We start from the raw sequence: 14,835 nt of genomic DNA, 5'->3' as shown, positions 1-14,835 counted from the left end.
AAACCTGCTGTTATGCATAATGTTATCGCATTGAAACGGGAAAATTTTCGCTAAAACGCATGAATCACTTCCTGTTCCCGACAAAAAATGATTAAATGAAAACTCACTTATTTTGCATAAACATGCAGTAGGCGCTAAGGCACTTACCTCACTACAGTCTGGCAAGCAGGGTTTTACTTTATGACGACGATTCTCAAGCATCTTCCATCTGGTCAACGTATTGGTATCGCTTTCTCCGGTGGCCTGGACACCAGCGCCGCGCTGCTGTGGATGCGAAAAAAAGGCGCCGTGCCGTATGCGTACACCGCAAATCTCGGCCAGCCAGATGAAGAGGACTACGATGCTATCCCTCGCCGTGCAATGGAATATGGCGCTGAAAATGCGCGTCTTATTGATTGCCGCAAGCAGCTGGTTGCAGAAGGCATTGCCGCCATTCAGTGTGGCGCATTCCACAACACCACCGGCGGCCTGACCTATTTCAACACCACGCCGTTGGGCCGTGCCGTTACCGGCACCATGCTCGTTGCCGCAATGAAAGAAGACGGCGTCAACATCTGGGGCGATGGCAGCACCTATAAAGGCAACGATATCGAACGCTTCTATCGTTACGGCCTGCTGACCAACGCCGAGCTGAAAATTTACAAGCCATGGCTCGATACCGACTTTATCGATGAGCTCGGCGGGCGTCAGGAAATGTCTGAGTTTATGATTGCCTGCGGCTTCGACTACAAAATGTCCGTCGAAAAGGCTTACTCCACCGACTCCAACATGCTGGGCGCAACGCACGAAGCCAAAGATCTCGAGTTCCTGAACTCCAGCGTCAAGATTGTGAACCCGATTATGGGCGTGAAGTTCTGGGATGAGAGCGTGAAAATCCCGGCTGAAGAAGTAACCGTACGCTTTGAACAAGGCCACCCGGTCGCGCTTAACGGCAAAACCTTCAGCGATGACGTAGAAATGATGCTCGAAGCTAACCGTATTGGCGGCCGCCATGGCCTTGGCATGAGCGATCAGATTGAAAACCGTATCATCGAAGCCAAAAGCCGTGGCATCTATGAAGCGCCTGGGATGGCACTGCTGCACATCGCCTACGAACGTTTGCTGACCGGTATCCACAACGAAGACACCATTGAGCAATACCATGCGCATGGCCGTCAGCTTGGTCGCTTGCTCTACCAGGGGCGCTGGTTTGATTCCCAGGCGCTAATGCTGCGCGACGGTCTGCAGCGTTGGGTGGCCAGCCAGATCACCGGTGAAGTGACGCTGGAGCTGCGTCGCGGGAATGACTATTCCATTCTGAACACGGTATCCGATAATCTGACTTACAAAGCGGAACGTCTGACCATGGAAAAAGGTGAATCCGTCTTCTCACCAGACGATCGTATCGGCCAGTTGACCATGCGTAATCTGGATATTACCGACACCCGCGAGAAGCTGTTTGGCTACGCTAAAACGGGCCTCCTCTCAGCCTCTTCCGGCAATGGTCTGCCGCAGGTTGAAAATCTGGAAAACCTGACGAAGAAATAATCTTCCTCAAGGCCGGCTCGCCGGCCTTTATTATTTTTAGCCGTATTAACGCTTGCCAGTACATCACAATTTTTGCTCCTGAACGGTATTTCAGCCGAATTTACCTGTCAGTATATTCACGCGTGCATTACCCTATCTTCTATAATTCTGACGGCAGAAATCGTCATTTTTCATGAGGATCTCTATGCACATCTCACCGCCTGTTCGCCCCCAACAGGTCATAAACCGACTTCTGGACGCGCTTGAACCCTACGCCACGCCAATCAACGCCATTGCCAGAAAAAAGCTGAACTGGAACTACAAAGGTAAACAGCAAATGTGACTATTTAAGAAGGGCGAAATCTCCATTCTTCGCGCATCCGATGGCTTGCTGATGATAACGGTCTATGAAGCACACATCTTTGGCGTTGCCGAAACTCTTCAACCCATGCAGGGGCATCAGCTGCGCGTTGAAACCGATTCCGTGCTTCTTCGCATTGATGCCGAAGAAGCCATAAAGATCATCAGCGAACTCAACCTTTGGAAAGAGGCCACCGCGCTTCTGGCTTACCACACCGCCTATCTGGCCTACCGCGATGCGCTGGTATTGCAACAGCGTACTTACGCCGTTATCCGCAATCACCTGATGGAAATGATCCTGCTCCCTGAGGAGATGCGAATGCGGGTTTCCATTCTTGATTATATTCAGGACAGAACGCATCTCTCCCGGAGCAGCATCCTGAACGTTTTGTCTGCCCTAAAGAAAGGAAAATATATTCAGTTTATCCGCGGTGGATATTTGCAGCATATCGAATCCCTTCCTGAAAAATTCTGATGTAGCCTACACTTTCTGCGCTTAAATAAGCGCAGAAAGATTTTACATTTCAATACATCTGCAAACACACGGACAATAAACCGCTTAAAACCCGGCCGTTATTTAAATTTAAACGTCTTTGAAATAACCCAAAATAGCAATCATCGCTATCTTAGCGGCTGACGTTCTGACGACTTTAGCGTCGACCAAGATAACGTCGGCGGCGGCGTGTTCGGTGGCTACCAGATTAATGACTGGCTGGCGATTGAAGGCGGCTACGACTACCTGGGCAACATGCAGTACAACGGCAACCACGGCGTGAACGGTGCCAAAATGAAGAGCCAGGGCCTGCAGCTGTCTCTGAAAACCAGCTACGCGCTGACCGATAGCTGGGATCTCTATAGCCGCTTCGGTGCGATGGGCTACCGTGCAGAAACCGACGTTGCCGGTCATAACAACTTTGAAACTGGCGTGCGTCCGGTTGTCGCCGCAGGTACCGAATATGCCTTTGCCAAAAACTGGGCAGGCCGTCTGGAATATCAGTGGGTCAGCAACGTGGGCAATGCTAACCAGATCGGCCTGAACTCCGATGTTCACTCTGTAACCGCCGGTATTGTTTACCGTTTTGGTCAGCATGATGACGCAGCGCCAGCTCCAGCACCTGCGATAACCGGACAGGTAATGCGCTGATTAGCTGCCTCTCTCCCGATCGTCGGTTTTCGTGCAAATCTCCGGCCAATAATTTTTATACGCAACAGCAACCACTTGATTCATTTGCCCGATCGCGCACATCGGGCTTTTTTACATTTGAAGGATCAATCCATGCGTATATTCAGATTCAAAACCGCGCTACTGCTCGCGACACTTAGCACCACTGCCAACGTAAATGCTGCGGTGAACCTCCATGCCGAAGCGGGTGAAAAATTCACTGACCTTTCTGCAAGCTTTGGTGCCAACGATCCAGGTCTGACGTTTAACGGCAGCTGGGGGCACAGTGACGATGACGGTGATGTCGCGGGATTGAGAATGGGATTTAACCTGCCTTTAGGACCTGTACTGTTTACCGTCGGTGGAAAGGCACTGTACCTGAATCCGAAAGACGGCGACGAAGGCTATGCCGTTGCCGTCGGTGGAGGCGCTCAGGTTCCTCTGGACGATTTCATTACCGTCTTTGGAGATTACTACTATTCGCCTGATTCGTTTTCAAGCGGCGTTGAAGACTATGTGGAAGCCAACGCGGGCGTGCGGCTGAAGGTTATCAAATCCATGAACATCGAGGCAGGCTATCGCTATATTGATATGCCGGGTAAGAACGGTCATCGGGATAACACCCTGGCTGACGGCGCCTATGCAGGCTTCAACTTCAGCTTCTGAACCTTGCCAAAGATTGCCGGCTCCCGGCAATCTTTACTGCGTGCAATGCTTCCTCAGGCAGCAACGTTAATCGGTTTCAGCATATCATTGATTGCCTTCAGCCCTGCCAGGTTCCCCTCTTTACGATAGCCTTCGTTCATGGCCGAAATCTGCTCAAGCTTCGACAACGCGACAAAAATACGGTGTGCGTCGCTGCGGGTGTCAAATACCTCTGAAGGCTTCACACCCTCACCTAAATGCGATTTTAGCGAAAACCGCAATTTGCTGAGACGGTCAGCATTCTCTTTATAACAATTCGTCACGTCACGACAGTTTGCCGTGGAGCTATTTTGCACACGAACTACCGGTACTGGCATTTCCTGTATTTCATTGACGGTCTTTAAGGGAGATGAATTGCTGCAAGCGGTGAGCATAAATATGCCCGTAAGCATTACCATTTTAGAGAGAGTCACGGCGTCTTCGTTCCTGCATGATGATGTAAAAATAGACGAAGCCGACTTTATCGATTAATTAAGAAGGTCTACAGGAGAGATTTGTTTATTAAAAAACAGAGGGCCTCAGGGGAGGACAAAAACAAAAAAAGACGTCTTTCGACGTCTTTTTTCTGGAATATTGGTACCGAGGATGGGACTCGAACCCACAAGCCCGTTAGGGCACTACCACCTCAAGGTAGCGTGTCTACCAATTCCACCACCTCGGTATACAACCCTTAGTGCGGGATATCGCTGCCCGGCTGCGCCGGTGCTACTGGCTGAGTCTGCTCCGTTTTAGGTGCAGTCAGATTATCCCACTCGCTTCCTTTACTGGTTTTGTTGGTATTGATGTTACCCAGAACCAGACTGATGATGAAGAACAAGGCTGCCAGAATCGCCGTCATGCGGGTCATGAAGTTACCAGAACCACTTGAACCAAACAGCGTAGCGGATGCGCCTGCTCCGAAGGAGGCTCCCATATCAGCGCCTTTACCCTGCTGCAGCATGATAAACCCTACGAGGGCAATCGCAACAAGAAGGAAAACGACCAGAAGAGCTTCGTACATAATCAACCTGTTCCTTGCGGTATTACCGCATACCAATTGCTTCAACCATTAAAGCGGGACTTTTTAACGTTTCCCACTGAAGCGGGTGTGAATACTAACCAAAGCGAATGGGCTTCGCAAGGGCAATTTTGACGCATTGTATCAAGTGCGGAAAAAAACAGCAAAAAGCAAAACCGCGCGCAACAAAAAGGCGGCAAAAGCCGCCTTTTTAAGCAGTTATCGTCACTATCAGACGGCTTTCACCGCATCGGCAATACGATTCGCGAAGGCATTTACCTGAGCATCATCTTCGCCTTCAACCATTACGCGAATCAGCGGTTCGGTACCGGATTTACGCAGCAGCACGCGACCACGACTTCCCAGGGCCGCTTCCACTTCAGCGGTCACTTTTTTCACCGTTTCATTTTCCAGCGGGTTTTCGCTGCCGTCGGTATAGCGAACGTTGACCAGCACCTGCGGGAACATCTTCATCCCGCTGCACAGATCCTGCAACGTCATATGGTTACGCGCCATTGCGGCCACAACCTGCAGCGCCGCAACAATGCCGTCACCGGTGGTGGTTTTATCAAGCAGAATCACGTGACCGGAGTTTTCAGCCCCAATACGCCAGCCCTTTTCCTGCATGGCTTCCAGCACGTAACGGTCACCGACCTTCGCGCGGGTAAACGGAATACCCAGCTGCTTAAGCGCTACCTCAAGGCCCATGTTGCTCATCAATGTGCCGACGGCGCCGCCGCGCAGCTGGCCCTGACGCAATCCTTCACGAGCGATGATGTAGAGGATCTGATCGCCATCGACTTTGTTACCTTCGTGATCGACCATGATCACGCGGTCACCGTCACCGTCAAAGGCGATACCCAGATGCGCCTTCTCTGCCAACACGCGAGCCTGAAGCGCGCGAACGTCGGTTGCACCGACTTCTTCATTGATGTTCACACCGTCTGGCTCACAGCCGATAGCGATAACCTTCGCCCCCAGCTCACGGAAGACGTTTGGTGCGATGTGATAAGTTGCGCCGTTGGCACAATCGACGACAATTTTTAGCTCATTCAGATTGAGCTCATTCGGGAATGTGGCTTTGCAGAATTCGATGTAGCGGCCTGCGGCATCCACAATTCGACTGGCTTTGCCGAGTTCTGCAGAGTCCACGCAGGTGATCTCTTTTTCCAGTTCCGCTTCAATCGCTTCTTCCACCGCATCGGGCAGTTTCGTCCCATCGATGGAGAAGAATTTAATGCCGTTGTCGTAGAACGGGTTATGGGAGGCGGAAATCACGATCCCGGCCTCAGCGCGGAAGGTGCGCGTGAGGTATGCCACCGCAGGCGTTGGCATCGGGCCGGTGAAGGAAGCAGATAAACCAGCCGCAGCCAGCCCCGCCTCAAGGGCAGATTCCAGCATATAGCCGGAAATGCGGGTATCTTTGCCGATGATCACTTTGCGTGAACCGTGGCGGGCCAGCACTTTACCGGCGGCAAAGCCGAGCTTCAGAACGAAATCGGGGGTAATTGGCGCATCACCTACGCGACCGCGAATGCCGTCGGTGCCAAAATATTTACGGTTACTCATAGCGTTTGTTTTCCTTCGCAGCAAGGGTGGCTTCGACCACGCGCATCGCTTCAACTGTCTCTTTCACGTCGTGAACGCGGATAATGTGCGCCCCCTGCATTGCGGCAATCACTGCACAGGCCAGGCTACCGCTAAGGCGTTCAGACGGACCGACGTTGAGTAATTGTCCAATCATCGTTTTTCGTGACATTCCCACTAATAGCGGCAGGCCGAAGTGGTGAAACTCAGATAAACGAGCAAGCAGCGCGTAATTGTGGGAAAGATTTTTACCGAAACCGAATCCCGGGTCGAGCAACAATTTATCTTTTGTGATGCCCGCAGCTTCGCAGCGTGCAATCTGGTCAATAAAGAAGCGGCTCACATCGGTAAAGACATCGTCATACTTCGGCGCTTCCTGCATCGTGCGCGGTTCACCCTGCATATGCATCAGGCACACCGGCAGGCCTGTTTCGGCAGCGGCTTCCAGCGCCCCAGGCTCCGTCAGCGAACGGATATCGTTGATGATATGCGCGCCAACGCGTGCAGACTCGCGGATCACCTCAGGTTTGGAGGTATCGACTGAAATCCAGACCTCAAAACGCTGGGCAATCGCCTCAACCACCGGGATCACGCGAGAAAGTTCCTCCTCCACGCTCACTTCCGCCGCCCCAGGGCGCGTTGATTCGCCGCCGACATCAATGATAGTCGCCCCGGCATTGATCATCAGGTTGGCATGCTTAACCGCTTCAATCAGCGTGTTGTGCGTGCCGCCATCCGAAAAGGAATCAGGTGTAACGTTGAGGATACCCATCACATGAGGATAAGCGAGGTCGAGATGGGTGCCCTGGGCGAAAAGTTTCATGACGGATCCCTGGTAAATTCTGGCGAAATGAGAATAAAAAAACCCCGGAGCCATCGCCCCAGGGTTTTCAGTTAAAGCAGCGTCATCAATAGCGGATAGCTTATTTGTCGCCCAACTGCTCTGACATGGTGTTACCCGGGTTTGGCGTGCGTGGTTCATCAACCGGACGCGGCGCTTTCGGGGTACCATTGCTGTCAGAGTTATTGGACGCGCCTGGATCTTCCCAACCCGCAGGTGGGCGAACATCTCGGCGAGCCATCAGGTCATCAATCTGCGGCGCATCGATGGTCTCATACTTCATGAGCGCATCTTTCATCGAGTGCAGGATGTCCATGTTGTCATTAAGGATTTGACGAGCGCGAGCATAGTTGCGTTCAATCAGCGCTTTCACTTCCTGGTCGATGATACGTGCCGTTTCATCAGACATATGCTTCGCTTTGGCAACGGAGCGGCCGAGGAACACTTCACCTTCCTCTTCCGCATACAGCAGCGGACCGAGTTTGTCGGAGAAGCCCCACTGGGTCACCATGTTACGCGCCAGGTTCGTCGCCACTTTAATGTCGTTAGACGCACCGGTGGAAACATGTTCTGCACCGTAGATGATCTCTTCAGCCAGACGGCCACCGTACAGCGTGGAGATTTGGCTCTCCAGCTTCTGACGGCTGGCGCTAATCGCGTCGCCTTCAGGCAGGAAGAAGGTCACACCCAGCGCACGACCGCGAGGAATGATCGTCACTTTATGCACAGGATCGTGTTCCGGTACCAGGCGACCGATAATCGCGTGGCCTGCTTCGTGGTAAGCCGTAGATTCTTTCTGCGCTTCCGTCATCACCATGGAGCGGCGTTCCGCACCCATCATGATTTTGTCTTTCGCTTTCTCAAACTCGACCATGGAAACCACACGCTTGTTGCCGCGAGCGGCAAACAGAGCAGCTTCGTTAACCAGGTTCGCGAGATCTGCACCGGAGAAGCCTGGCGTACCACGCGCGATGATTGCCGCGTCGATATCAGGTGCCAGCGGTACGCGACGCATGTGCACTTTCAGGATCTGCTCACGGCCACGAACATCCGGAAGACCAACCACAACCTGACGGTCGAAACGGCCTGGGCGCAGCAGCGCCGGGTCAAGCACGTCCGGACGGTTAGTTGCCGCGATAACGATGATACCTTCGTTACCTTCGAAGCCGTCCATTTCAACCAGCATCTGGTTCAGCGTCTGCTCACGTTCATCATGACCACCGCCCAGGCCTGCGCCACGCTGGCGGCCTACGGCGTCGATTTCATCGATGAAGATAATGCAAGGTGCCGCTTTCTTCGCCTGTTCAAACATGTCACGCACACGAGATGCACCGACACCCACGAACATTTCAACGAAGTCAGAACCGGAAATAGTGAAGAAAGGCACTTTCGCTTCGCCAGCGATAGCCTTAGCGAGCAGGGTTTTACCGGTCCCCGGAGGGCCGACCATCAGCACGCCTTTTGGAATTTTACCGCCCAGCTTCTGGAAACGGCTTGGCTCACGCAGGTATTCAACCAGCTCGCCAACTTCCTCTTTCGCTTCATCGCAGCCTGCAACGTCAGCAAAAGTGGTTTTGATCTGATCTTCGGTCAGCATCCGCGCTTTGCTTTTACCGAACGACATGGCACCTTTGCCACCGCCGCCCTGCATCTGACGCATGAAGAAGATCCAGACACCAATCAGCAGAAGCATTGGGAACCAGGAGATGAAGATAGAAGCCAGCAGGCTTGGTTCTTCAGGCGGTTCACCCACGACTTTCACGTTTTTGGTCAGCAGGTTATCAAGCAGTTTAGGATCGTTAACCGGAATATAAGTCGTGTAACGGTTACTATCTTTCTTGGTAACGTTGATCTCACGTCCGTTGATACGCGCTTCGCGAACCTGGTCCTGATTGACCTCTTGCAGGAAGGTAGAGTAATCCACCTTACGGCCATTTGACTCGCTGGGCCCAAAGCTCTGGAAGACTGACATCAGCACAACTGCGATGACCAGCCAGAGTATTAGGTTTTTCGCCATGTCACTCAAGGGATTAACCTCTTATTACAACTGTGTTAATAACAGCGTCAGGTTACTATACATCCGACGCATTTCAAACCGCTGCCGGAACGGCAAAGGCTTAAAAGCGTCAGGTTATGGTTTTCGCCCGGTCGCTACAATGTACACTTCTCGCGAACGTGCGCGGGAAGAGTCCGGCTTACGAACTTTGACTTTCGTAAACAGGGAGCGAATTTCCTTAAGGTACTCCTCGAAACCTTCGCCCTGAAACACCTTCACTAAAAAACTGCCGCCCGGTGCCAGTACATCACGACACATCTCAAGCGCCAGCTCTACCAGATACATGGCACGGGGAATATCCACCGCTGGTGTTCCGCACATGTTTGGAGCCATATCGGACATGACAACCTGGACTTTACTGTCACCTACACGTTCAAGTAACGCTTTCAGCACTAATTCATCACGAAAGTCGCCCTGAAGGAAGTCCACACCAACGATTGGATCCATCGGTAAAAGATCGCAAGCGATGATGCGACCACCGCCGCCGATCTGCGTCACGGCATACTGTGACCATCCGCCGGGGGCAGCACCGAGATCGACCACCGTCATTCCCGGTTTAAAAAGTTTGTCACTTTGCTGTATTTCATCAAGTTTAAACCAGGCACGGGAACGTAACCCCTTTTTCTGTGCCTGCTGAACATATTTATCGCTAAAGTGTTCCTGGAGCCAGCGGCTGGAGCTGGCAGAACGCTTTTTACCTGTCATTTAACTTTCCCATCGGGGCAGATCCTCGTACCCGGCAGCGTAAATTTTAACGGCCGATTTGGCGATAATTGAGAGATGGCGGTAGAATGAACCGTTTTCAATCCCAACGTAAGCAAAAATATACGATGAATCTGAGTACTAAACAAAAACAGCACCTGAAAGGTCTGGCACATCCGCTCAAGCCGGTAGTTATGCTTGGCAACAATGGTTTGACCGAAGGGGTACTGGCCGAGATTGAACAAGCGTTAGAACACCACGAACTGATCAAGGTGAAAATCGCCTCGGAAGATCGCGAGACTAAACTCCTTATCGTGGAAGCTATCGTTCGCGAAACCGGCGCCTGTAACGTACAGGTCATCGGTAAAACGCTGGTTCTGTATCGCCCAACAGCAGAGCGCAAAATCTCGCTGCCACGTTAAGAGTAACCTGAATTGAACACATTTGATGTGTAAAACGAGGGGTTTCCGCGGGCAGGTGAGCAAAATGCCACGCTCTTAACGTTGTTAAAAGGCCGCTAAGCGGCCTTTTTCTTATCTTTACATTTTGTAAACAAAAGTGTTTACAGGTAGTCGACCTTGACGATTTCGTATTCCACTTCTCCGCCTGGCGTCTGGATAGTCACGACGTCATCCTGCTCTTTGCCGATCAGGCCACGTGCAATCGGAGAGTTCACGGAGATGAGATTCTGCTTAAAGTCAGCTTCATCATCGCCCACGATACGCCAGCTGGTCTCTTCGTCGTTGTCCAGGTTCAGCACCTGCACGGTGGCACCAAAAATCACGCGCCCGGTGTTAGGCATTTTGGTGATATCGATAACCTGAGCGTTAGAGAGTTTCGCTTCAATGTCCTTGATACGCCCTTCACAGAAGCCCTGCTGCTCACGTGCCGCGTGGTATTCGGCATTTTCTTTCAGGTCACCATGTTCACGAGCTTCGGCAATCGCTGCAATGATTTCAGGGCGACGAACGGATTTCAGGAACTCCAGTTCTTCGCGCAGTTTTTCGGCACCACGTAAGGTCATCGGAATTGCTTGCATGAGTTATACCTCTTCATCATTCTTTCAGGCACAGCGTACGCTGCAGCCCTGCACGTCCTTCTGCGACTCATCGGAAGCCAGAAGTTAAGCAAAAAGAAAACTGACCCGGAACGAAAATTCCAGGCCAGCGGCAATTTTTCTGTTTGATGCGTATTTTACCCTGAAGTTCACTATGGGTCATCGTTTACTTTACAGGGCGTTGCGCCGTAGTATGACGGCTTGTTTCCAGGCTGTTAGCGCGAGATTATGCGATTTTCCAGATTTATCATCGGATTGACCACCAGTTTAGCCTTTAGCGTGCAGGCCGCGAACGTCGAGGAGTATGTCAATCAGCTCCCGGCAGGCGCGAATCTGGCACTCATGGTTCAGAAGATCGGCGCAAAAGCGCCGGATATCGACTATCACAGCCAGCAAATGGCGTTACCCGCCAGTACGCAAAAAGTGATCACCGCGCTCGCGGCGCTGCTACAGCTGGGCCCGGATTTCCGATTTACCACGACGCTGGAAAGCAAAGGCAGCATTGAAAGCGGCGTATTGAAAGGCGATCTTGTGGCGCGATTTGGCGGCGATCCGACGCTAAAACGTCAGGATATTCGCAATATGGTTGCCGTCCTGAAAAAATCAGGCGTGCAGAAAATTGACGGCAATGTGCTGATCGATACCTCCGTGTTCGCCAGCCACGACAAAGCGCCCGGCTGGCCGTGGAACGATCTGACTCAGTGCTTCAGCGCCCCTCCCGCCGCCGCCATTGTCGACCGTAACTGCTTCTCCGTCTCTCTTTACAGCGCGCAAAAACCCGGTGATTTGGCCTTTATTCGCGTAGCGTCCTACTATCCGGTAACTATGTTCAGCCAGGTCAGAACGCTGCAACGCGGTTCTGGCGAGGCGCAGTATTGTGAGCTGGACGTCGTGCCAGGCGATCTCAACCGCTATACGCTGACGGGGTGTTTACCGCAACGCTCTGAACCCTTGCCACTGGCCTTTGCCATTCAGGATGGCGCCAGCTACGCAGGGGCGATCCTGAAAGATGAGCTTAACCAGGCGGGCATAACCTACAGCGGCACGCTGCTGCGTCAGACGCTGGTCAACGAGCCGGGCACGGTGCTCGCCAGTAAACAATCAGCGCCGCTGCACGATCTGCTGAGGATCATGCTGAAAAAGTCAGACAACATGATCGCCGACACCGTCTTCCGTACCATCGGCCATGCCCGCTTCGGTGTGCCTGGTACGTGGCGCGCAGGATCGGATGCCGTCCGGCAGATCCTCCGCCAGCAGGCAGGCGTGGATTTAGGCAACACGATCATCGTTGATGGTTCCGGGCTCTCTCGTCATAACCTGATTGCGCCAGCCACCATGATGCAGGTGTTGCAGTACATCGCCCAACATGACACCGAGCTGAACTTCATCTCCATGCTGCCTCTGGCCGGCGTTGATGGTTCTCTGCAGTACCGTGCGGGATTACACCAGGCGGGCGTAGACAAGAAAGTATCGGCGAAGACTGGATCATTACAGGGCGTCTACAACCTGGCTGGCTTTATTACGACGGCCAGCGGCCAGCGCATGGCGTTCGTGCAATACCTTTCAGGCTATGCGGTAGAACCAGCCGCTCAACGCAACCGTCGTATTCCGTTAGTGCGCTTCGAAAGCCGGTTGTACAAAGATATTTACCAGAACAACTAAAACAAAAAGGCTCCCGATGGGAGCCTTTTCTTTGCAGCAAACTTAGTGCTTGTAGATGAACTCGACGCCTTCTTCGTCATCTTCATCCCAGTCGTCATCCCAGTCTTCGTCATCTTCCACTTCGGCTTCTTCAAGCTGTTGGCGGTGATAGTCATCCCACATGAATTCGACTTTTTCTGGCTGCTTCTCTTCTTCTGCTTTCGCGACCGGGTTTTCGATGATGAAGGTCATCACGTCCCAGCAAAGATCCTTCACGCCCTGCTGGCTGGCAGCGGAGATCAGGTAGAACTTCTCTTCCCAGCCCAGCGCTTCAGCGATAGCTTTCGCTTTCTCTTCGGCTTCCGCTTTGTCCATCAGATCGATTTTGTTGAACACCAGCCAGCGCGGTTTTTCGGCCAGTTTTTCGCTGTATTTTTCCAGCTCGCCAATGATAATGCGGGCATTCTCAACCGGATCGGAACCATCGATTGGATCGATGTCGATCAGGTGCAGCAGCACGCGGCAGCGCTCAAGGTGTTTCAGGAAGCGAATGCCCAGACCTGCGCCTTCCGCTGCGCCTTCAATCAGGCCTGGGATATCGGCAACCACAAAGCTCTTTTCGTTGTCCATACGCACAACGCCAAGGCTTGGCACCAGCGTGGTAAACGGATAGTCAGCCACTTTTGGCTTCGCCGCAGAGACGGCACGAATAAAGGTCGATTTACCGGCATTCGGCATCCCCAGCATCCCGACGTCTGCCAACAGCATTAGTTCTAGCTGCAGATCGCGCTTGTCGCCCGGCGTGCCCATCGTCTTCTGACGCGGAGTACGGTTAACAGAGGATTTGAAACGGGTGTTACCCAGGCCGTGCCAGCCACCTTTTGCGACCATCAGGCGCTGACCATGTTTGGTCATATCACCCATTGTTTCGCCGGTGCCCTGGTCGATAACGCGCGTACCGACCGGCACCTTCACGGTGACATCTTTACCGCGTTTACCGGTACAGTCACGACTCTGGCCGTTCTGACCACGCTCGGCGCGGAAAGATTTTTCAAAGCGATAGTCGATGAGGGTATTCAGGTTCTCATCGGCTTCCAGCCATACGTCACCGCCGTCACCGCCGTCGCCGCCGTCCGGGCCGCCACGTGGAATATATTTTTCACGACGGAAGCTGACGCAGCCATTGCCGCCATCCCCTGCCACAACCAGGATCGTTGCTTCATCAACAAACTTCATTTTACTCTCCGTAAATCATTCGCCTGAGCGGGGGAGCGGAACAACCGCTTCACGCTGACGCCACCGTCCCCATAGACGATGACCAATGGCGGAATACATCGCGCCCGCAACCACGACAAACGCACCGAGATAACCTAAAAGGTTCAACATCGGTCTGGCGAAGAAATCGGGCCAGGCCATAGATAATAAATCTGAAAATAGCAGCGTAAACAGGGGAGTCAGCGTAATCAACGCGCTCACCTGCGCCGCCTGCCAGCGCGCCATAGCCTCAGCCAGCGCACCGTAACCCACCAGGGTATTCAGCCCGCAGAAAATCAGGCAGGCCAGCTGCCAGTCGCTCAACTGGGTAATCACACCCGGCTTTGCCAGCGGCAGCAATGCTATCGTACATAAAGTGTACAGCAAAAACAGGATCTGCTGTGAGGCTAACCGTCGCAATAACACCTTTTGCGCTACGCCGTAGCTGACCCATACCGTTGCCGCTCCAACGCCAAAAATAACGCCCCAGGTGTAATCCGTCAGGCGGGTAAAGATCTCCACCAGGCTGGTGTTAAAGAACATCACCAGACCACAGAGCAGCATTATCGCGCCAATGACCTGCGTTCCGCGCATCTTCTCTTTAAGAATGAAGACGCTGGCAACCATCATCCCGACGGGCGAAAGTTGGCCAATCACCTGGGAGGCGGTAGGACTTAAATACTGTAGCGACGAACTGAACAGGATAAAATTGCCGAACAGTCCTCCGGTAGCAATAGCCAGGAGCACCAGCCAACGAGGTTTACGAAACAGCTGCAGCGGTGGTAGTTTGCCCTTAATCGCGAGAATCGAACCGAGTCCAATACTTGCCATCAGAAAGCGATAGAACACCACGGTGGGCGGCTCCATGACTTCCAGCACCTGCTTCATGGCAATGGGCAATGCCCCCCAACACATCGCTGTGGTGAGCGCCAATACAATCCCAATGCCCGCCTGCTGTTTCATGCCC

The 14,835-nt window shown here is 52.8% G+C and carries 13 protein-coding genes, 1 tRNA gene and 2 pseudogenes; 6 read left to right on the top strand and 10 right to left on the bottom strand.

Annotation, left to right across the window (positions count from 1 at the left end):
- Positions 1 to 180: 180 nt before the first annotated feature.
- The 4 genes and pseudogenes from argG to RTU33_RS03825 all read left to right on the top strand — a co-directional run bounded on the left by argG (position 181) and on the right by RTU33_RS03825 (position 3,694).
- Complete coding sequence (gene argG, locus RTU33_RS03840) at positions 181 to 1,527, top strand: argininosuccinate synthase (RefSeq protein WP_312625422.1); 1,347 nt, start codon at positions 181 to 183, stop codon at positions 1,525 to 1,527.
- Between the two features lie 184 nt (positions 1,528 to 1,711).
- A pseudogene (locus tag RTU33_RS03835) lies at positions 1,712 to 2,341 on the top strand (helix-turn-helix domain-containing protein).
- A 180-nt stretch (positions 2,342 to 2,521) separates the two neighbouring features.
- Positions 2,522 to 3,010 (top strand): annotated as a pseudogene (locus RTU33_RS03830) (outer membrane beta-barrel protein); the annotation flags it as partial.
- 132 nt (positions 3,011 to 3,142) lie between these two features.
- Positions 3,143 to 3,694 (top strand): YfaZ family outer membrane protein, encoded by a 552-nt coding sequence (locus RTU33_RS03825; protein ID WP_312625420.1) that lies wholly within the window; start codon positions 3,143 to 3,145, stop codon positions 3,692 to 3,694.
- 53 nt (positions 3,695 to 3,747) lie between these two features.
- Here RTU33_RS03825 and RTU33_RS03820 read toward each other — a convergent pair whose 3' ends face one another.
- The 7 genes from RTU33_RS03820 to rlmE form a co-directional block, all read right to left on the bottom strand.
- Complete coding sequence (locus RTU33_RS03820; RefSeq protein ID WP_312625418.1) at positions 3,748 to 4,146, bottom strand: hypothetical protein; 399 nt, start codon at positions 4,144 to 4,146, stop codon at positions 3,748 to 3,750.
- A 161-nt stretch (positions 4,147 to 4,307) separates the two neighbouring features.
- Positions 4,308 to 4,394: transfer RNA gene (locus RTU33_RS03815), tRNA-Leu, on the bottom strand.
- 9 nt (positions 4,395 to 4,403) lie between these two features.
- On the bottom strand, positions 4,404 to 4,733 hold the full coding sequence (secG, locus tag RTU33_RS03810; RefSeq protein WP_312625417.1) for a preprotein translocase subunit SecG: 330 nt from the start codon (positions 4,731 to 4,733) through the stop codon (positions 4,404 to 4,406).
- A 228-nt stretch (positions 4,734 to 4,961) separates the two neighbouring features.
- Positions 4,962 to 6,299 (bottom strand): phosphoglucosamine mutase, encoded by a 1,338-nt coding sequence (gene glmM, locus RTU33_RS03805; RefSeq protein ID WP_312625416.1) that lies wholly within the window; start codon positions 6,297 to 6,299, stop codon positions 4,962 to 4,964.
- Entirely contained in the window at positions 6,292 to 7,140 is an 849-nt protein-coding gene (folP, locus tag RTU33_RS03800; RefSeq protein WP_312625415.1) for a dihydropteroate synthase, read from the bottom strand. The genes glmM and folP overlap by 8 nt, the downstream gene beginning before the upstream one ends.
- A 100-nt stretch (positions 7,141 to 7,240) precedes the next feature.
- Positions 7,241 to 9,175, bottom strand: a complete 1,935-nt coding sequence (gene ftsH / locus RTU33_RS03795) for an ATP-dependent zinc metalloprotease FtsH (RefSeq protein WP_312625414.1) — start codon at positions 9,173 to 9,175, stop codon at positions 7,241 to 7,243.
- A 114-nt stretch (positions 9,176 to 9,289) separates the two neighbouring features.
- Complete coding sequence (gene rlmE, locus RTU33_RS03790) at positions 9,290 to 9,919, bottom strand: 23S rRNA (uridine(2552)-2'-O)-methyltransferase RlmE (protein ID WP_312625412.1); 630 nt, start codon at positions 9,917 to 9,919, stop codon at positions 9,290 to 9,292.
- 125 nt (positions 9,920 to 10,044) lie between these two features.
- Between rlmE and yhbY the strand changes: the two genes are divergently transcribed.
- Complete coding sequence (gene yhbY / locus RTU33_RS03785) at positions 10,045 to 10,338, top strand: ribosome assembly RNA-binding protein YhbY (RefSeq protein WP_312625410.1); 294 nt, start codon at positions 10,045 to 10,047, stop codon at positions 10,336 to 10,338.
- Positions 10,339 to 10,478: 140 nt separating this feature from the next.
- On the opposite strand, the gene greA is transcribed toward yhbY, so the two are convergent.
- Positions 10,479 to 10,955: a transcription elongation factor GreA gene (gene greA, locus RTU33_RS03780; RefSeq protein WP_312625408.1), complete on the bottom strand. Its 477-nt coding sequence runs from the start codon at positions 10,953 to 10,955 to the stop codon at positions 10,479 to 10,481.
- A 246-nt stretch (positions 10,956 to 11,201) separates the two neighbouring features.
- Between greA and dacB the strand changes: the two genes are divergently transcribed.
- Complete coding sequence (gene dacB, locus RTU33_RS03775) at positions 11,202 to 12,635, top strand: serine-type D-Ala-D-Ala carboxypeptidase (protein ID WP_312625406.1); 1,434 nt, start codon at positions 11,202 to 11,204, stop codon at positions 12,633 to 12,635.
- A gap of 42 nt (positions 12,636 to 12,677) precedes the next feature.
- Here the strand turns inward: dacB and cgtA are convergent, their stop codons facing one another.
- Positions 12,678 to 13,850 carry an Obg family GTPase CgtA gene (gene cgtA, locus RTU33_RS03770; RefSeq protein WP_312625404.1) on the bottom strand — a complete coding sequence of 391 codons (1,173 nt, stop codon included), beginning with the start codon at positions 13,848 to 13,850 and terminating at the stop codon, positions 12,678 to 12,680.
- Between the two features lie 15 nt (positions 13,851 to 13,865).
- A complete protein-coding gene (locus tag RTU33_RS03765) occupies positions 13,866 to 14,831 on the bottom strand; it encodes a DMT family transporter (RefSeq protein WP_312625403.1) in 966 nt (321 codons plus the stop codon).
- Positions 14,832 to 14,835: the final 4 nt, after the last annotated feature.

Source organism: Scandinavium sp. (assembly GCF_032012665.1).
GTDB lineage: Bacteria > Pseudomonadota > Gammaproteobacteria > Enterobacterales > Enterobacteriaceae > Scandinavium.
The sequence above is the reverse complement of the archived record's forward strand: the minus strand, read 5'-3'. Positions and strand labels throughout refer to the sequence as shown.

What these genes read in the sequence shown, in the direction of transcription:
- argG (WP_312625422.1), top strand. Translation starts at nt 181, where the DNA reads ATGACGACGATTCTCAAGCATCTTCCATCTGGTCAACGTATTGGTATC.
- RTU33_RS03825 (WP_312625420.1), top strand. Translation starts at nt 3,143, where the DNA reads ATGCGTATATTCAGATTCAAAACCGCGCTACTGCTCGCGACACTTAGC.
- secG (WP_312625417.1), bottom strand. Translation starts at nt 4,733, where the DNA reads ATGTACGAAGCTCTTCTGGTCGTTTTCCTTCTTGTTGCGATTGCCCTC.
- glmM (WP_312625416.1), bottom strand. Translation starts at nt 6,299, where the DNA reads ATGAGTAACCGTAAATATTTTGGCACCGACGGCATTCGCGGTCGCGTA.
- folP (WP_312625415.1), bottom strand. Translation starts at nt 7,140, where the DNA reads ATGAAACTTTTCGCCCAGGGCACCCATCTCGACCTCGCTTATCCTCAT.
- ftsH (WP_312625414.1), bottom strand. Translation starts at nt 9,175, where the DNA reads ATGGCGAAAAACCTAATACTCTGGCTGGTCATCGCAGTTGTGCTGATG.
- rlmE (WP_312625412.1), bottom strand. Translation starts at nt 9,919, where the DNA reads ATGACAGGTAAAAAGCGTTCTGCCAGCTCCAGCCGCTGGCTCCAGGAA.
- yhbY (WP_312625410.1), top strand. Translation starts at nt 10,045, where the DNA reads ATGAATCTGAGTACTAAACAAAAACAGCACCTGAAAGGTCTGGCACAT.
- greA (WP_312625408.1), bottom strand. Translation starts at nt 10,955, where the DNA reads ATGCAAGCAATTCCGATGACCTTACGTGGTGCCGAAAAACTGCGCGAA.
- dacB (WP_312625406.1), top strand. Translation starts at nt 11,202, where the DNA reads ATGCGATTTTCCAGATTTATCATCGGATTGACCACCAGTTTAGCCTTT.
- cgtA (WP_312625404.1), bottom strand. Translation starts at nt 13,850, where the DNA reads ATGAAGTTTGTTGATGAAGCAACGATCCTGGTTGTGGCAGGGGATGGC.
- RTU33_RS03765 (WP_312625403.1), bottom strand. Translation starts at nt 14,831, where the DNA reads ATGAAACAGCAGGCGGGCATTGGGATTGTATTGGCGCTCACCACAGCG.